The 16,358-nt window shown below is 69.2% G+C and carries 17 protein-coding genes; 9 read left to right on the plus strand and 8 right to left on the minus strand.

The window, feature by feature from the left end; all coding sequences use genetic code 11:
• Positions 1 to 210 precede the first annotated feature (210 nt).
• A complete protein-coding gene (locus tag ACIA73_RS06450) occupies positions 211 to 2,127 on the plus strand; it encodes a transglycosylase domain-containing protein (RefSeq protein WP_399437143.1) in 1,917 nt (638 codons plus the stop codon).
• Between the two features lie 255 nt (positions 2,128 to 2,382).
• Complete coding sequence (locus ACIA73_RS06455; RefSeq protein ID WP_399437144.1) at positions 2,383 to 2,973, plus strand: malonic semialdehyde reductase; 591 nt, start codon at positions 2,383 to 2,385, stop codon at positions 2,971 to 2,973.
• Positions 2,974 to 3,073: 100 nt separating this feature from the next.
• On the opposite strand, the gene ACIA73_RS06460 is transcribed toward ACIA73_RS06455, so the two are convergent.
• Complete coding sequence (locus ACIA73_RS06460) at positions 3,074 to 3,607, minus strand: DUF4245 domain-containing protein (RefSeq protein WP_399437145.1); 534 nt, start codon at positions 3,605 to 3,607, stop codon at positions 3,074 to 3,076.
• A gap of 300 nt (positions 3,608 to 3,907) precedes the next feature.
• Here ACIA73_RS06460 and glpX point away from each other — a divergent pair, with 300 nt between their 5' ends.
• A complete protein-coding gene (gene glpX, locus ACIA73_RS06465; protein WP_399437146.1) occupies positions 3,908 to 4,939 on the plus strand; it encodes a class II fructose-bisphosphatase in 1,032 nt (343 codons plus the stop codon).
• 77 nt (positions 4,940 to 5,016) lie between these two features.
• On the opposite strand, the gene ACIA73_RS06470 is transcribed toward glpX, so the two are convergent.
• Both ACIA73_RS06470 and ACIA73_RS06475 read right to left on the minus strand, forming a co-directional pair.
• Complete coding sequence (locus tag ACIA73_RS06470) at positions 5,017 to 5,400, minus strand: WhiB family transcriptional regulator (RefSeq protein ID WP_399437147.1); 384 nt, start codon at positions 5,398 to 5,400, stop codon at positions 5,017 to 5,019.
• Between the two features lie 188 nt (positions 5,401 to 5,588).
• On the minus strand, positions 5,589 to 6,326 hold the full coding sequence (locus ACIA73_RS06475; protein WP_399437148.1) for a DUF1707 domain-containing protein: 738 nt from the start codon (positions 6,324 to 6,326) through the stop codon (positions 5,589 to 5,591).
• A 201-nt stretch (positions 6,327 to 6,527) separates the two neighbouring features.
• On the opposite strand from ACIA73_RS06475, the gene ACIA73_RS06480 reads away from it, so the two are divergent.
• On the plus strand, positions 6,528 to 8,219 hold the full coding sequence (locus ACIA73_RS06480; RefSeq protein ID WP_399437149.1) for a fumarate hydratase: 1,692 nt from the start codon (positions 6,528 to 6,530) through the stop codon (positions 8,217 to 8,219).
• 234 nt (positions 8,220 to 8,453) lie between these two features.
• On the plus strand, positions 8,454 to 9,770 hold the full coding sequence (locus ACIA73_RS06485; RefSeq protein ID WP_399437150.1) for a hypothetical protein: 1,317 nt from the start codon (positions 8,454 to 8,456) through the stop codon (positions 9,768 to 9,770).
• Here the strand turns inward: ACIA73_RS06485 and ACIA73_RS06490 are convergent.
• Positions 9,745 to 10,671, minus strand: a complete 927-nt coding sequence (locus ACIA73_RS06490; protein WP_399437151.1) for an NAD(P)-dependent oxidoreductase — start codon at positions 10,669 to 10,671, stop codon at positions 9,745 to 9,747. The two genes, ACIA73_RS06485 and ACIA73_RS06490, sit on opposite strands and share 26 nt — an antisense overlap.
• A 61-nt stretch (positions 10,672 to 10,732) precedes the next feature.
• On the opposite strand from ACIA73_RS06490, the gene ACIA73_RS06495 reads away from it, so the two are divergent.
• Positions 10,733 to 11,068, plus strand: a complete 336-nt coding sequence (locus ACIA73_RS06495; protein ID WP_399437471.1) for a winged helix-turn-helix transcriptional regulator — start codon at positions 10,733 to 10,735, stop codon at positions 11,066 to 11,068.
• Positions 11,069 to 11,260: 192 nt separating this feature from the next.
• The gene (locus ACIA73_RS06500) at positions 11,261 to 11,788 is read left to right on the plus strand and encodes a hypothetical protein (protein ID WP_399437152.1); all 528 of its coding nucleotides are present in this window, start codon (positions 11,261 to 11,263) and stop codon (positions 11,786 to 11,788) included.
• 88 nt (positions 11,789 to 11,876) lie between these two features.
• On the opposite strand, the gene ACIA73_RS06505 is transcribed toward ACIA73_RS06500, so the two are convergent.
• Positions 11,877 to 12,140, minus strand: a complete 264-nt coding sequence (locus ACIA73_RS06505; protein WP_399437153.1) for a DUF397 domain-containing protein — start codon at positions 12,138 to 12,140, stop codon at positions 11,877 to 11,879.
• Entirely contained in the window at positions 12,137 to 12,958 is an 822-nt protein-coding gene (locus tag ACIA73_RS06510) for a Scr1 family TA system antitoxin-like transcriptional regulator (RefSeq protein ID WP_399437154.1), read from the minus strand. The genes ACIA73_RS06505 and ACIA73_RS06510 overlap by 4 nt, the downstream gene beginning before the upstream one ends.
• A gap of 171 nt (positions 12,959 to 13,129) precedes the next feature.
• On the opposite strand from ACIA73_RS06510, the gene ACIA73_RS06515 reads away from it, so the two are divergent.
• Both ACIA73_RS06515 and ACIA73_RS06520 read left to right on the plus strand, forming a co-directional pair.
• Entirely contained in the window at positions 13,130 to 13,591 is a 462-nt protein-coding gene (locus tag ACIA73_RS06515; RefSeq protein WP_399437155.1) for an ATP-binding protein, read from the plus strand.
• A gap of 381 nt (positions 13,592 to 13,972) precedes the next feature.
• On the plus strand, positions 13,973 to 14,896 hold the full coding sequence (locus ACIA73_RS06520; protein ID WP_399437156.1) for a helix-turn-helix domain-containing protein: 924 nt from the start codon (positions 13,973 to 13,975) through the stop codon (positions 14,894 to 14,896).
• Between the two features lie 31 nt (positions 14,897 to 14,927).
• Here the strand turns inward: ACIA73_RS06520 and ACIA73_RS06525 are convergent, their stop codons facing one another.
• Together ACIA73_RS06525 and ACIA73_RS06530 are read right to left on the minus strand one after the other, a co-directional pair.
• A complete protein-coding gene (locus ACIA73_RS06525; RefSeq protein ID WP_399437157.1) occupies positions 14,928 to 15,347 on the minus strand; it encodes an SdpI family protein in 420 nt (139 codons plus the stop codon).
• Positions 15,348 to 15,471: 124 nt separating this feature from the next.
• Positions 15,472 to 16,353: a trypsin-like serine peptidase gene (locus tag ACIA73_RS06530; RefSeq protein ID WP_399437158.1), complete on the minus strand. Its 882-nt coding sequence runs from the start codon at positions 16,351 to 16,353 to the stop codon at positions 15,472 to 15,474.
• Between the last annotated feature and the right edge of the window lie 5 nt (positions 16,354 to 16,358).

Genomic DNA, 16,358 nt, shown 5'->3' on the forward strand with positions numbered 1-16,358 from the left:
TCCGCGTCAGAACGCCGCGGGCCGTGACCGAGGAGTTGCCGGAGCATGGTTTCCCCCACCCACACACGCGCACACGGCGCCGAGTCCCCACGTCGCAAGAGGGTCGGCGCGGGCCGGGAGAAGGGCGGGCGGGGGCGGAGACGGGTGGTGGTGGGGCGCCGGAGGAAGGGGGCGAAGTCGCGGCCGGCGAGGGTGGGTTGGCGTAGGTGGGTGCCGACACGGCGGATGGTGCTGGGTGGGTTCGGGGGTGGATTCGCGCTGCTGGTGGGGGTCTTCGTCTTCGGTTATGTGAGCGTGGACATTCCGTTGGAGAACGCGCAGGCGCGGAAGCAGTCGACGGACTATCTGTGGGCGGACGGCAGCCATATGGTGAGCGTCGGGTCGGTCCACCGGCGTGACATCTCCCTTTCCGAGATACCCGATTCGGTGGAACAGGCGGTGGTCGCCGCCGAGAACGACACGTTCTACGAGGACCTGGGGATCTCGTTCTCCGGGCTGGGCCGGGCCCTCAAGTCGGCCTTCGCGGGTGGTGAGGTGCAGGGCGGTTCCACCATCACCCAGCAGTATGTGAAGAACACCTATCTCACGCAGGAGCAGACGCTCACCCGCAAGGCCAAGGAATTCTTCATCGCGCTGAAGGTGAGCAGGGAGAAGGAAAAGGGTGAGATTCTCCAGGGGTATCTGAATACGAGTTACTTCGGGCGCAACGCGTACGGGATCCAGGCGGCGGCCCGTGTCTACTACGGGATTCCGGCGAAGGACCTCGATCCGAGCCAGGCGGCCATGCTTGCCGCGCTGCTCAAGGGTGCGGAGGAGTACGACCCGGCGGGCAGTGACGCCAACCACCAGCGTGCCGTGCAGCGTTGGGCGTGGATCCTGGACCGGCAGGTGCAGCTGGGGAAGATGCCGCAGGCGCAGCGGGACTCGTACAAGATCTTCCCCGAGCCGCAGAAGGAGACCCGTCCGACCAGCCTCGGCGGCCAGACCGGCTATCTGGTCGACATCGCCAACAAGCACATCAAGAAGGCGTCCGGGCTGACCGGAAAGGACCTCGCGCGCGGGGGCTACCGCATCCGGACCACCTTCGAGAAGGGCAAGGTGCGGGAGCTGGAGGAGTCGGTGAAGCGGGCCCGGGCGAAGGGGCTCGACCCGAAGAAGCGCAAGGAGGACCAGCACGTCGAGGTGGGGGCGGCCACGGTGCGGCCCTCCGACGGGGCGCTGGTCGCCGCGTACGGCGGCGAGGACGCGGTCCGGCGGTTCAGCAACAACGCGGACACGGCAGGGGTTCCGGCGGGGTCGGCGTTCAAGCCGTTCGTGCTGGCGGCGGCCCTCGAACACGGCACCTCCGACAACCGGTTCGTCAGCTCGAACAGTTTCTACGACCGTTCCGGCATCCGTAACCCGGACGATCCGATGCTGCCGGCCGAGATGCGACTGCTGGGACCGCAGGCCGCGGCGGTCGCCCGCGCGGACCGCACCAGCCTGCGCGAGGTGCTGGCCGAGGGCGGTGGCAGGGTCACCTTCACCCGGCTCAGCAAGGACGTCGGCCCGCAGACGGTCAAGGCCACGGCGGTCGCGGCCGGTCTGCACGAGGCGAGCATGCCGCACCCCGAGGCCAAGGACTTCCCCCGGGGCACCTCCACTCCCAGTGCGATCCGGATGGCGTCCGCGTACGGGACCTTCGGCAACGGGGGCGACAGCTTCGAGCCGTACTCGGTGACCAAGGTCGAGACGGAGGGCCGCGAACTCCCCGGATTCGGGAAGCCGAAGCCGCGCCACGCCCTCCAGCCGAAGGTGGCCGCCGATGTGCAGCAGACCCTGCGCGACATCGGCAGGTCCGCGATGTCCCGCACGGCGCTGACCCCCGAGGAGCGGTACTCGCTCGGCCCCGTCGCCGCGGGCCGGACCGGCAGTGACGACTATCTCCAGTCGGCGTGGTTCGTCGGCCGGACGCACGAGCTGTCGACGGCCGTCACCCTCTTCCGCACCAAGCCCGACGTGCCCCAACTGCTGTCGATGCGCAATGTCGGCGGCCCCCGCGCGGACAACGGCAACGACCTCGCCCTGCGGATCTGGGAGAGGTACACCCTCGCGACGACGAAACCGGGCACGGAGCCGGGCTGGTAGACGGGTCGACAGAGCGGCCGGTGGGCGAGCCGGAAGCCGGGGGCGGCCGACGGGAATGCCCGCCGGCCGGCCGGCGTTGCGCCGGTACCGTCCCCGCCGGGGTCGGCGGGACCTTCTGGTGGCGCACCGATGAGGCACCCATGAGGCTCCGATGTGACCCCGGCCACGATCATCACGCATTAGTTGAAACTTAACCTAATGCTGATCTACGGTGATGTCATCGCTTGATCCACCGCATTCTGGAAGGCACCACGCATGTCCCTCGTTCTTGACCCCGCCGCCCAGGACCTCCTCTTCCGTGAGGCCCGCACCGCCAACACGTTCACCGACGAGCCGGTGACCGAGGAGCAGGTCCAGGCGATCTACGACCTGGTCAAGTTCGGCCCGACCGCGTTCAACCAGTCGCCGCTGCGCATCACGCTGGTCCGCTCCCCCGAGGCCCGCGAGCGCCTGGTGGCCCACATGGCCGAGGGCAACCAGCCCAAGACCGCCGCAGCCCCGCTGGTCGCGATCCTCTCCGCCGACAACGAGTTCCACGACGAGCTCCCGGCCCTGCTGCCGCACTTCCCGCAGGCCAAGGACATGTTCTTCTCGGAGCGTCCGGTCCGCGAGCAGGCCGCGCTGGTCAACGCCACCCTCCAGGCCGGCTACTTCATCGTCGGCGTCCGCGCCGCCGGTCTGGCCGCGGGCCCGATGACCGGCTTCGACTTCGCCGGTGTCCAGAAGGAGTTCCTGGACGACGACCACACCCCGCTGATGATCGTCAACATCGGCAAGCCGGGCGAGGACGCCTGGTTCCCGCGCTCCCCGCGCCTGTCGCTGGACGAGGTCATCACGACCGTCTGAGCCCGGTAACCCCCAGGGGTACGCCGAAGGGGCCGCCGCACCGGATCGGTGCGGCGGCCCCTTCGGCGTACCCGCGAAGAAGAACCCGAGGGCCGCCCCCTCAGCCCTGCTTCGGCTTGAGGGACGTCGCCATCAGCTCCAGGTTCGCGTCCGAGGCGGTACCCAGGACGACCGTGGTCGCGTTCTTGTCGGCGCGGACCAGGGCGTCGTACTTCTCGCCCTTCCACACCTGCCAGGACGCTCCGCCGATCTGCTTGGTCCGCCCGGTGTTCTTGGCGCTCATGGTGATCTTGGGCACGTACTTGGCCGGGTCGGCGGTGGACTGCTCGACCGCGACGTACTCCTTCTGCGGGTCGAGGAACCCGAGGTGCCAGGCCTTGCCGTCGGGGCCCCGGTACGTCACCGAGGTCGCGCGCCAGTCCTTGGGCAGACCCTGCGGGGCCAGCACCGGGTACGGGGCGGACCGCTGCGCCGTGCTGAGCTCGACGCGGTAGTCGACCGTCTGGAGGGGGTCGGCGTCCTCGTCGTGCGGGATCACCGTGTAGACGACGGCGACCACGCCGCCGATGACCGCCATCGAGAGCACCATGTCCCGGATCTTCTGATTGCCACGCTTCGCTGCCACGTGTTCCATCGTCCCCCATGCCCCCGGTCACCCGGCAGGGAGCCCCCGCCCGACAACCCATGACATCGCGATTCAAACCCCCGGGCGGCCCGGGGCGTGCCCGATATGCCGCTCATACGTGCCCCGCTCTGCTCATTTTGTCGATGTACGGATAGAGTCACAGGACCGTCCACACCGTCTTCACCCCGGAGCACACCCGGATCGCACCCGGATTCGCACCCGGGCCACCTCCGGATCACGTCCCGGATTCCCGGCCGTCGCCGCAGCCGGACAGAGACAGCCGTCGCCGTACAGAAAGGTCCGCATCCGATGACCGAGCACCAGCTCCCGTCGCCGCTCGAAGTCGCCCCCGAGGCCCCCGACCGCAACCTGGCCCTCGAACTGGTCCGCGTCACCGAGGCCGCCGCCATGGCCGCCGGCCGCTGGGTCGGCCGCGGCGACAAGATCGGCGCGGACGGTGCGGCGGTCAACGCCATGCGCACCCTGGTCTCCACCGTCTCGATGAACGGCATCGTCGTGATCGGCGAGGGCGAGAAGGACGAAGCCCCGATGCTGTTCAACGGGGAGCGGATCGGCGACGGCACCGGCGCCGAGGTCGACATCGCGGTCGACCCGATCGACGGCACCACGCTGAACGCGAAGGGCATGCCCAACGCGATCGCGGTGCTGGCCGCCGCCGACCGCGGGACGATGTTCGACCCGTCGGCCGTCTTCTACATGGACAAGCTGGTCACCGGCCCCGAGGCCGCCGACTTCGTCGACATCAACGCCCCCGTCTCGGTCAACATCCGCCGGGTCGCCAAGGCGAAGAACTCCACCCCCGAAGACGTCACGGTGATGATCCTGGACCGTCCCCGGCACGAGGGGATAGTGAAGGAGATCCGGGAGACCGGCGCGCGCATCAAGTTCATCTCGGACGGCGACGTCGCCGGTTCGATCATGGCGGTACGCGAGGGCACCGGCGTCGACCTGCTGATGGGCGTCGGCGGCACCCCCGAGGGCATCATCAGCGCCTGTGCGATCAAGTGCCTGGGCGGCACGATCCAGGGCAAGCTCTGGCCCAAGGACGAGGCCGAGAAGCAGCGCGCGCTGGACGCCGGTCACGACCTGGACCGCGTGCTGCACACCAATGACCTGGTCAGCGGCGAGAACGTGTTCTTCGTCGCCACCGGCATCACCGACGGCGAGCTGCTGCGCGGCGTCCGCTACCGCTCGGCGACCGCCACCACCCAGTCCCTGGTGATGCGCTCCAAGTCGGGCACCATCCGCCAGATCGACTCCACGCACCGCCTCTCGAAGCTGCGCGCGTACAGCGCGATCGACTTCGACCGCGCCAAGTAGGGTCCGCAGTAAGACAGTTGGGGCGGTCACCTCCGATGAGGTGACCGCCCCGACTCATGCGTACGTACGCCGCGGGCTCAGCCCGCGATGCGGTGGTCCCCCGCCCCGGGGGCCGTCTGGAGCTCTATCTCCCGGCGGCGCCGCCTGGCCAGCACCACCCGGCGCTCGGCCGCGGTGAGCCCGCCCCAGACGCCGTACGGTTCGGGCTGGAGCAGAGCGTGCTCCCGGCAGAGCATCATCACGGGACAGCGGGCGCAGACCCGCTTCGCGGCCTCCTCACGTGCCAGCCTGGAGGCGGTCGGCTCCTTCGACGGGGCGAAGAACAGCCCGGCTTCGTCCCGGCGGCACACCGCCTCCGTGTGCCATGGGCCGGCCTGGTCCCGCTGATCACGGACCGGTGCCGGCGCGCGCTGCGCGGGCACGGCGGCGACCTGCAAGGACTGATGCGGCGGTTGCAGCACGGTCTACTCCTGACGACGGCTTCGCGAGCGAGCGACGATGCAGCAGTCCCTACCCGCTGTGCGCACGCCTAAGCACAGGGTTTCGAACCATGTCCAGTACGCCTCGGGCGTGTTGGGGCCCCATCGGGGTCTTTTCACGCGCCCCGGCGCCGGTGCTGGGCCATCCGACCAGCGCCCCGATGCACCGATCAGTGCCCGAGGTGCTTGCGCAACCGGTCGTGGAGGTCGGCGATGAGCTTGCCGCGCTTTGGCTTGGCCTCGATGTTCCCGAAGACCGAGAGGCCGTTGACGACCACGACGGGGGCTTCGGGGTCGGCGGACTCCAGGGTGCGGACCTCGAAGTTGCCGAAGATCCCGTTGCCGTTGCCGCGCAGCGTGATGTTCTCCGGGACACGGACCTCCACATTGCCGAAAATGGAGGTCGCGTTGATGGTGGTGAGCCGCTGGGCGAACAACGCCTCGGTCAGGTCGATCTCGATGTTGCCGAAGAGCGAGAAGGCGTTGATGCGGGAGGCGACCCGCCAGCGGCCCTTGCGGGTGGAGCTGCTGAAGATCGCGACCAGGCTCTCGGCGGGCCGGTCGTCCTGGCCGCTGTCGTACGAGGCGGACGCGGACGGGGCCGGGGACTGGGGCCGGGCGCCGGGCACCGGCAAGTCCCGTACCAGCGGCTCCAGTTCGGCCACGGTCTTGGCGCGGTAGACGGCGTCGATCCGCTCGCCGTGCTCCTCCGCGTCCAGTCTGCCCTCGGCCATGGCCTCGCGCAGGATGTCGGCGACCCGGTCCCGGTCGGCGTCGGAGGCGCGCAGCGAGGGGGCCGACGCGGACTGCGGCACCGGCTCCGCGAACTCGGGCAGGGACTGTGGCACCGGCGGCTTGGCGGGCTGCGGTGCCGGCAGGGGCGGCTGAGGCTTCTTCTCAAGGTCCACCCCCTCACCGTACCCAAACGCGATAGATCGCGACTACCCCCCAGCACCCGGCATCCGGCGCCCCGCACCCGGGGCCCGGCCCTCCCCCACTGAGCCTTACCTCACTCACACCGGAGCCCGCGACCGTTCTACGCTGGTGGGCGCGCCGTACCAATGGAGGTACGAGCACGCCGTCTGCCTGCTTAGTGAGGAATGGCCGAAATGCCAGAGTTCGCGTACTCCGATCTGCTGCCGCTGGGAGAGGACTCCACGCCGTACCGGCTGGTGACCTCCGAGGGTGTGTCCACCTTCGAGGCCGACGGGCGTACGTTCCTCAAGGTGGAGCCCGAGGCGCTGCGCACCCTGGCTGCCGAGGCCATGCACGACATCTCGCACTACCTGCGCCCCGCGCACCTCGCCCAGCTGCGCCGCATCATCGATGACCCGGAGGCCTCCGGCAACGACAAGTTCGTCGCCCTGGACCTCCTCAAGAACGCGAACATCGCGGCGGCCGGCGTGCTCCCGATGTGCCAGGACACCGGCACCGCGATCGTGATGGGCAAGCGCGGCCAGAACGTACTGACGTCGGGCGAGGACGAGAAGGCCCTCTCGCACGGCATCTTCGACGCGTACACCAAGCTCAACCTGCGCTACTCGCAGATGGCCCCGCTGACCATGTGGGACGAGAAGAACACCGGCTCCAACCTCCCCGCGCAGATCGAGCTGTACGCGACCGACGGCGGCGCCTACAAGTTCCTCTTCATGGCGAAGGGCGGCGGCTCGGCCAACAAGTCGTTCCTCTTCCAGGAGACGAAGGCGGTGCTCAATGAGGCCTCCATGATGAAGTTCCTGGAGGAGAAGATCCGCTCGCTGGGTACGGCCGCCTGCCCGCCGTACCACCTGGCGATCGTGGTCGGCGGCACCTCCGCCGAGTTCGCGCTGAAGACCGCGAAGTACGCCTCCGCGCACTACCTGGACGAGCTGCCCTCCGAGGGCTCCGAGACCGGGCACGGCTTCCGTGACCAGGAGCTGGAGCAGAAGGTCTTCGAGCTGACGCAGAAGATCGGCATCGGCGCCCAGTTCGGCGGCAAGTACTTCTGCCACGACGTACGCGTGGTGCGCCTCCCCCGCCACGGGGCCTCGCTCCCCGTCGCGATCGCCGTGTCCTGCTCGGCGGACCGTCAGGCCACCGCGAAGATCACCGCCGAGGGCGTCTTCCTGGAGGAGCTGGAGAAGGACCCGGCGCGCTTCCTCCCGGACACCACGGACGAGCACTTGGACGAGGACGGGGACGCCCGCGGCGAAGCCGCTCAAGGACCGGTGCGGATCGACCTCAACCGCCCCATGGACGAGATCCTCGCCGAGCTGACCAAGTACCCGGTCAAGACCCGCCTCTCGCTCACCGGCCCGCTGGTCGTCGCCCGCGACATCGCGCACGCCAAGATCAAGGAGCGGCTGGACGCGGGCGAGGAGATGCCGCAGTACCTGAAGGACCACCCGGTCTACTACGCCGGTCCTGCCAAGACCCCCGAGGGCTACGCCTCCGGCTCCTTCGGCCCGACCACGGCCGGCCGGATGGACTCCTACGTCGAGCAGTTCCAGGCGGCCGGCGGCTCCAAGGTGATGCTGGCCAAGGGCAACCGGTCCAAGCAGGTCACCGACGCCTGTGACGCACACGGCGGCTTCTACCTGGGCTCCATCGGCGGCCCGGCCGCGCGCCTCGCGCAGGACTGCATCAAGAAGGTCGAGGTCGTCGAGTACGAGGAGCTCGGCATGGAGGCGGTCTGGAGGATCGAGGTCGAGGACTTCCCCGCGTTCGTCGTCGTCGACGACAAGGGCAACGACTTCTTCACCGCGCCCGCCGCACCCCCGCTGGTCACGAGCATCCCGGTACGGGGCCCCGGCCTGGCGTAACCGCCACGGCCGACCGGCCCTGGCCCACCCGCCCGGCGCGACCCACCCGCCCGGCGCGACCCACCCGGCGCGGCTCCCCCGCCCCGGCGCGGTCCTCCCGCAATCGGACCACCCCCCGCAATCCTCCGATTGCGGGGGGTGTTTGCGTGTCCCAGGGTGGGTTCATGATCACTTCTGCGCTGATTCCGGCCTGAGCCGCCCATGATGCCGTCGCGCACTTCGAGGCGTTCCGATGTGCCGACGCCCGGCTGGGTGCGGAAGGCGGGGCGGCTGAACCTCCTGTTCCTGGGAGTGTCCGTGACGGCGGTGGTGCTCTGCGGGCTCCGGTTCTTCGGCGGTGACGCCCGGCCGGGGCACACCCTGCGGGAGGGGTGGGCGCCGTTCGTGGTGGCCTGTGCGCTGGTGGCGCTGTTCGGGGCGGCGGCGGTGTTCAAGCCGTACCGGATGACGCTGCACCGGTGTGCGTGGATGGCGGCGGTGGCGAGTCTGGTCTTCCTGACCGGTATCGCCACCGTCTGGCAGCTGGTCTCCGGCGACCGGGTGACGGACACCATCGTGGGCACGCCCGTGATGAACGACCGCGATGTCTCCGCGCACTTCGGCAAGACCCTGCCGGGCGTGCAGCTGCGGAAGATCCCCACCGGTCTCTTCATCCAGGGCGCCAAGTTCACCGGCCCGCAGGAGGTCGAGGTCAGCGGCTATGTCTGGCAGCGGTACGGCAAGGGCGTACCCGAGTCCAGCATGGGCGTCGTCTTCCCGGAGGCCCCCGACGGCTACGAGCTGACCGACGCGTACGACACCACCAACACCGAGGGGCAGCGTCTCAAGGGCTGGCACTTCAATCTCACCCTCCGGCAGAAGTTCACCTACCGGCAGTACCCGCTGGACAAGCAGAACATCTGGCTGCGCCTGTGGTCGAGGGCGAACTTCACCAATGACGTGCTGGTGCCCGACTTCGCCTCGTACCCGCCCTGGCAGTACGGCAGGATCGGCCTCGACCAGGACACCCTGACGTCGGGCTGGAACCCGTACTTCACCGGCTGGAGCTTCGGCCAGCACGACTACACGATGACGCAGGGCCTCACCGACTGGAACAAACCCTTCAAGTCCGCGCCCGAGCTGTACTTCAACATGGGCATGGAGCGGGAGTGGGCCGGCCCGCTGACCGGCCGGCTCATCCAGTCGTTCTTCATCTCCGCCGTGATGTTCCTGACCCTGTTCGTGAACACCCGCGACGACAGCAAGAATCCGCGCTACGGCTTCTCGACCTGGACCGCGATCTCCTTCGCGGTGACCGTGCTGCTGGTCGTGGTCGTCGACCAGCAGCAGATCCGGGAGATCGCGGGTGATACGTCGCTGACGTATCTCGAATACTTCGCCATCGCCCAGTATGTGGTCATCACCGGCGTCTTCGTCAACGCCATCCTGATCGGCTCGGACACCAAGGTGCGGGCGCTGGAGTGGCGGGACAACATGCTGCCGACGCTGTTGTACTGGCCGGTGCTGCTGGGGCTGTTCTTCGCGTTCACGCTGTTGGTGTTCGCGACGTGAGGTCCCCCTCCCCCGCGATCGTGCCCATCATCCGCAGGACGCCCTGGCTGCCGTAGCCGTCCGCGACGGTGCGGTCCGCGAGCGCCTGGGCGGCGCGGAGCACCGAGGCGTCCAGGCCGGACTCCTCCGAGGCGTGGGCGATGTGGGCGAGTGCGGTGGCGGTGGACCTCAGGTCGCTCACGTCGTCCTGGTAGTCCCCCGCGTCCGCGGCCTTCGCCATGTCGTCGATGGTGCTCGCGAGGAGGTTGCCGATGTTCTTGGCGTACGGGGCCAGCTCGGTGGCCGCGACGCCCTGGGAGCGCGCGAGGGCGAAGCTGTGGACCAGCCCGCTGACGGAGGTCCACCAGAGGTCGAGCAGGGCCACGTCGTAGGAGGCGGCCCCGGCCGGGTCCGCACCGAGGTAAGTCGCCGTACCCGCAAGGGCGTTGAGGGTGGGCAGGTGCGTCTCGTAGACGTCCCGGGGGCCACTGTGGAGGAAGACGGCATCCGGAGTGCCGATGGTGTACGCCGGGGTCATGATCGCGCCGTCGAGGTACGTCACCCCGTGCGCCTCGGCCCAGCCGGCGGCCTCGCGGGCCCGGCCCGGGGTGTCAGCGGTGAGGTTGAGGACGGTACGGCCCCTGGTGGCGTCGCCCGCCGCGTCCAGGACGGCGAGGGCGGCGTCGTAGTTGAGGACGCAGACCACGATCAGCTCGGCGGCGCGTACCGCTTCGGCGGGGTCGGCGGCGAGCACGGCACCTCGGGCGACGAGGGAATCAGCGCGGGACGCGGTGCGGTTCCACACAGTGGTGGGGTGTCCCGCCGCGAGGAACGCCCCGGCGAGGGCTTGGCCCATCGGGCCGAGACCGAGGACGGTGACGGGGGGTTTGGCGGGGGTGACGTGATCGTCGGGGGCGCTCATGATGGTCTCCAGGCGTGGTGAACGTACGTAACGGACGGGCAGGAGTGGCGAGTTGAGGAACATGCCGTATCAGTGCGGGCTGGACGCCGGCATAGACGTGGTCGACGGCAAGTGGAAGGTGCTGATCCTGTGGGAGCTGCACGAGCGGCCCCGGCGCTTCGGTGTGATCCGGCGCGGGCTGCCGGGAATCAGCGAAAAGGTCCTGGCCCAGCAACTGCGTGAGCTGGAAACCGACCTGGTGGTACGCCGCAAGGCCTACACGGACAGTGCGGTGCCACGGGTCGAGTACTCACTGACCGACTTCGGCCAGGAGCTGCACAAGGCACTGGAGCCGCTGGGGGCGTGGGGTCGGCGCCGCATGGAGGTACTGGCAGAACTGAGGGAGGAAGCCTCCTAGGAGGTGGGAGCCGGGCCCCCGCTGCGGGGTTGCCCTCAGCCTCTCCCGGACGAATGTGCCGCTCAAGTACGCACTAATTAGTGGGTGGTTACCTCGGCGTAAGGGGTGTGGGCGGGCAGCGGGGAGGGCCGGATTCGATCACGGCCGAATCTGCTCTACCCGGAAGGGCCTGCACCGGAGAAGATCTCCGGCATGGCCGATTCCGCCCTCTGGTTCTCATCGCTGACCGCCGGCACCGCAGTCCTGGCGAGCTGGGTGACCAGCCGGGGCACGGCGCGAGCCGCCAGGATCCAGGTGACTGCCGCAGAGCGGATGCAGCGCTCCGCCCGGGTGAGCGAGGTGCGGCGCTCCGCCTATGTGAGTCTCATCGAGCAGGCTCACAAGATGGCCGAGCTGTACTGGGCGGTGTCGGACATCAGCGCATCGGGGGGCACCCGCGCGGAGCAGGTGCCCGCACTCAAGGAGATCCGGGCCAGCCTCCGCGAGGAGTACGGGCGCCTGCGCCACTGCATATGGGTGATCAGCCTCGAAGGCCCCGACGAGGTCGCCGAGGCTGCGGAGGCACTGCGCCTCGCCACCAGGCCGCCCTACCGGGTGCTCGCCGCATCGATCGCGGGCAGCCCGGGAGCGCTGGAGACCTTCGACCAGTGTTACGCCCCCTTCTGGGACTCCGTCCTGGCCTTCGTCTCGACGGCGCGGGCTGCGGTGCACGATCTGTGACCTGGGCGTCCGGCGGGTGCCGTCAGAAAAGTGGGACACCCTCCGCCGAGAATGCCCCACTCTTCCGCGCACCCGCCTGGGCACCCGTTCAGACGGTCGACGCCGCCGCGAACGCCGCGAACGCCGCCCACGCGGCGGGCTTCACATCGAAGGTCGGGGACGCACTGCCGAGCTTGCTGTCCCGGACGTGGACGTCGGAGCAGGCGCACGTGGCGACCTCGACGCAATCGCCGCCCTGGTTGCCGCTGTACGACGACTTGTGCCAGCCGTACGCGACCTCGATGCAAGCGCCGCCTTCGTTGCCGCTGTAACTCGACTTGAACCAGGCCGAGTTCGGGGGTCGATTTTTCATAGTTCTCCAGCCAGTTTCTCGATGAACGCAAGCGATTCGGGAGCTCGGAGGGCCTGCGACCGGATCATCGCATACCGCTGATCGAGCGCGTTGACCTCTTTCGCCGTCGTGTAGAAGGCCGACCCGCCGCCCTGCCACTCGACGTACGCGAGCGACTGATCCTCGGCGGTGTCCAGCAGCGTCATGAAGCCGTCGAGACCCACATGAGTCTCGACATCGGTCGGCATGACGTGGATGGACACATTGCGCGTCCGGCCGCACTCCGCGATGTGGAGCAACTGGCTGCGGTGCACTTCCCTACCACCGATCGGCCGCCGCACAACGTGCTCTTCGATCACAAACACAAGCGTGGGAGGAGGCTTGCGGCCGAGGAGTGACTGCCGGTCAAGGCGGCCCTCGATGTTGGCCTCGATCTCCTCGTCCCCCAGCAACGGAATGCGGGCACTCAGCACCGCACGGGCATGTGCTTCTGTCTGAAGCAGGCCATTGATGGACAAGGCGTCATACGCGTACAGCCGCTTCACCAGCTTCTCCGTATCCGCGTACCGCTGGAAGAAATGCGGATACCGGAGGACTTTCAGCTTGCTGGTGATGGCGACCAACACGCCATCCGCCTCTAGGGCGTTGTCAATCGCCTGGACATACTCGGGCTGCGGCTTCTGCTTGCCCGCCTCGATCTTCTGCACCAGCGACTCCGAGTAACCGGCCGCCAGTGCCAGCGCCGCCTGCGACATGCCGCGCCGTTCTCGCAGCGACGCCTGTTGGAGTCCGAAGACCGTCCAGATGATCGGGTACTCGTCGCTCTGATCCCTCGTCACATCGACTCCCCACCGTTCCTTGCCCGTCGCTCCACCGCACCCCACCGGGTCCGTACGGGAAATTGATGACTCCCCACCGAACGCCCATCGGACACCGGGCCCGTCCACACCGTTGTTGTCTGCGAGCGGATGGGGTACCGACGGTAGTCGCCCGGTGACAGGGTTTTACCCATGAAAAGCAGATCTGCGCTTCCTCAACTACCAGTATTCGAACAGGAGTTGAGGGCATCCGCGCGTCAGGCGGCGCGAGGGTTCCCCACCGAGCCCGCCTCGGTGAAGAGGGCCCGCGACCTCACCCGAAGCACACTCGCGGCCTGGCGGCTTCCCGCAGCCGTGGACGACGCGGTCACGGTGGTCTCGGAGTTGATGGGGAACGCGGTCCGGCACGCGGCCGGGGAGCGGGTGGAGTTGGTTCTCACGCACGGGGGCGGGCTGCTGTTGGTCGAAGTACGCGACGGGGGCGCGCGTCCGCCCGTACCCGCCCGCCCCACGGGCGACGACGAGAGCGGCCGGGGCCTCCAGCTGGTGCACGCGCTCGCGAGTGACTGGGGCTGGCTGCCGCTCCGGGGCGGAGGCAAGGCGGTGTGGGCACTGCTGGAGGCCCACCACGCGGCGGCGGGGTGCGGCGCATGAGGAGCAGGGCGCGGGCGGAGCTGCGGCGGTTGATCACCGAGTACGGGTGCGACGGAATGCTGTATCTCGAACACGGCGATCAGGACAGGGGTTTCCGCAGGTCCGACCGGGTCGTGGAGAACCCCGATCCGGTGACCGCCGACGTACAAACACTTAACCACTCAGCGATAGAAACCCCTGCCCAACCGCCGTTTTAAGCGTGCGGGAGGGCGCATGCGCGAGTGGCCACCCGTTTGGGTGATTGGGTCAAGTTTGGTGCAGTGAAGGGGAATTGGGTCGCTAGGGTCGCGCAAAGACCTCACAACCAAACAGAAGCGGCCTCAGCCGGGACTCTGAATCCCGGCCAAGGCCTCGCCACAGTAGGAAGCAGAACCCTTCCCCATGGTTGAAAAGAACCTTAGCCCGCGCGCGGGCGTCCATCATGTGAAGTACCGCCACACCGACCGGTTCACGGTCGTCGGCAACCACCTCTCCCAGCACGCCGAACTGTCGCTGACGGCCATCGGCCTGGCCGTGCACATCCAGTCGCTGCCCGACGGGAAACGCATCGGCATCAAGGAGCTGACGGAGAAGTTCCCCGAGGGCGAGCTGCGGATCGCCGCCGCGCTGCGGGAGTTGGTGCTGTACGGATACCTGGAGCGGGTGCGGCGGCGCGGTGCGGACGGCAGGTTCGTGACCTGTACGACGTATTTCGAGCATCCCTCGATGAAGCTGCGCGCGGAGTTCGCGGTACTTCCGCCTCCGCCTCCGCCTCCGCCCGCGCCCGCACTCGCACCCCTGCCCGCACCCTCATCGGAGGACACAGAGCCCACGCAGGAGATCCGCCTCTCCCCCACCCCTCTCCGCCTGCCACTGCCCGTGCCGCGCACAGAGGTCACACCCGATCGGCTGCGGACCGCCCACAAGGTGCTCGCCGAACTGCGGACGCACGACCCCCGACTGCTGCTCTCCGCGCGGGACGTCGAACGCCTCGCCCCGGCCGTGTGCGCATGGCTGGAACGGCACTTCTCGCCGTTCCACGTGCAGGACGTGCTGGTGAAGGGGCTGGGAGAGGGGCCGGTACGGCACCCGGCGGGGCTGGTGGAGTGGCGGCTGTCCGAGCTGTTGCCGTACGAGTCGCTGGAGCCGCCGCGCCCGCTCTACGGCACCCCGCCGGTGGTGGAGCGACGCGACCCGCTCCAGACCTGCGAGAGCTGCGGACTGGCCTACCGGGCACCCGAACGCGGCGGCCTGTGCCGCACCTGCCAGGAAGAGTCGGACGCGGACCTGGCGGCCTTCGTCCGCGCGGGCGGCCTCGCGTCCTGAGCGGGGCCTGCGGGGAGTACGGGGAGTCGAGTCAGCGTGACGCCTCCCGTTTCACCGCCGTGTTGCCCCGGAGGGTGCCGATCATCAGCAGGCACACCGAGAGTGCCGTCCCGCCGGTCACGGCAGCGAGGAAGGCCATCGGCTTGCCCGGCAGTGCGAAGGCGAGTGCGCCCCCCAAGGCCATCGCGGCCCCACCCGCGTACGACCACGGGGCGGCGACCCGGTGCATCGTGGCCCAGGCCGCGTCGCTGGACAGGGACCACTTGGTCCGGAAGCCGTAGAGGTGGTTGCGGTGGACCGTGCCGTGCGCGCCCTGCCACCCCAGGAAGAGCAGCAGCAGTCCCCCCAGGACCAGGGTGCCCCCACACAGCACCAGCACCCCGAGCGGCATCGGCTCGTTCGTCGCGAGCGCCACCGCCAGGATCTCCCCGGCCCCGCTCTCCCCGTGCATGCCCTCAACTCCTCATATGGGTCTCCCCCATGAGAGTGCACCCCTGCCGCCACCACAGTGCCCCCGCCCGGCAGCGAAGCCAGCACTGTCGCTGCCCGGCAGGGGCACATTTCCGATCAGCGGCTCAGAGCCGGGACTGGGTGTTGTAGAGGCCCTTCGCGGTCGCGTCCAGCACCGCGCCCCAGGCCACCTCGGCCTCCCCTCGCGGGCGGGAGCTGGTGACCGCGACCTGGATGTCCTCGCCGTTGGCGGTGCGGGCGTACCAGGGGCCGCCGCTGGCGCCGTTGGTCATGCGGCAGGGGCGCAGTTGGCTGCCGCCCAGCAGGCGGTCGTCCTTGACGGGGGTGGCGCGGGACTCGCAGTACTGGAGGGATTCGCCGTCGTACGGCTTGACGTAGGGGTAGCCGAGCGCGGTGCGCGGACCCGCCGGGCCGTGGCCGAAGATCGCCCGGCGGGCGCCCACCACGTCCTGGACGTGGCGGCCCTTCTCGTCGCGGGCGAGGGTGACGAAGGCGAAGTCGGCCTTGTGGTCCTCGGAATTCTTCCAGGCGTCGGCGACGCCGACCGAGCGGGCCGGGTAACTGCCGTACGGCTTCTGACCGTTGGCGTAGCCGGGGACGAAGAGGAGGGATTTCATGGCGCCGCCGACCGCCTTGAGGTGGACGCAGTGACCGGCGGTGGAGATGACGTCGCGGTTCTTGGCATAGACGACGGCTGCCGTGCAGGTGGCCTTCTGGCCGCCGGGCAGGACCATGAAGAGGCGGCCGATGTGGGCGACGGGCGCGGTGGAGCGGATCCAGGGGACGCCGTCCGGGGGGCGGGGGGCGGCCGGCGCCCGGAGCCCGTCCAGCGGAGACGTCGAGGCGGCCTCGCGCATGCGTTCCGGGGTCCAGTAGGCGCGGGTGGCCTCTGTGCCGTCCACGGGAGAGGGAGAGGGAGAGGTGGGCGTCAGGAGGGTGGCGGTCGCGGCCAGGGTCGCGCCGGCCAGCGTGAGTGCGGTGATCATGCGGT

Source organism: Streptomyces sp. NPDC051561 (genome assembly GCF_044454195.1).
Lineage (GTDB): Bacteria > Actinomycetota > Actinomycetes > Streptomycetales > Streptomycetaceae > Streptomyces.

Coding starts and splice junctions, on each gene's coding strand:
- ACIA73_RS06530 (WP_399437158.1), bottom strand. CDS start 16,353: ATGATCACCGCACTCACGCTGGCCGGCGCGACCCTGGCCGCGACCGCC.
- ACIA73_RS06525 (WP_399437157.1), bottom strand. CDS start 15,347: ATGCACGGGGAGAGCGGGGCCGGGGAGATCCTGGCGGTGGCGCTCGCG.
- ACIA73_RS06495 (WP_399437471.1), top strand. CDS start 10,733: ATGCCGTATCAGTGCGGGCTGGACGCCGGCATAGACGTGGTCGACGGC.
- ACIA73_RS06520 (WP_399437156.1), top strand. CDS start 13,973: ATGGTTGAAAAGAACCTTAGCCCGCGCGCGGGCGTCCATCATGTGAAG.
- ACIA73_RS06460 (WP_399437145.1), bottom strand. CDS start 3,607: ATGGAACACGTGGCAGCGAAGCGTGGCAATCAGAAGATCCGGGACATG.
- ACIA73_RS06515 (WP_399437155.1), top strand. CDS start 13,130: ATGAAAAGCAGATCTGCGCTTCCTCAACTACCAGTATTCGAACAGGAG.
- glpX (WP_399437146.1), top strand. CDS start 3,908: ATGACCGAGCACCAGCTCCCGTCGCCGCTCGAAGTCGCCCCCGAGGCC.
- ACIA73_RS06480 (WP_399437149.1), top strand. CDS start 6,528: ATGCCAGAGTTCGCGTACTCCGATCTGCTGCCGCTGGGAGAGGACTCC.
- ACIA73_RS06500 (WP_399437152.1), top strand. CDS start 11,261: ATGGCCGATTCCGCCCTCTGGTTCTCATCGCTGACCGCCGGCACCGCA.
- ACIA73_RS06455 (WP_399437144.1), top strand. CDS start 2,383: ATGTCCCTCGTTCTTGACCCCGCCGCCCAGGACCTCCTCTTCCGTGAG.
- ACIA73_RS06505 (WP_399437153.1), bottom strand. CDS start 12,140: ATGAAAAATCGACCCCCGAACTCGGCCTGGTTCAAGTCGAGTTACAGC.
- ACIA73_RS06490 (WP_399437151.1), bottom strand. CDS start 10,671: ATGAGCGCCCCCGACGATCACGTCACCCCCGCCAAACCCCCCGTCACC.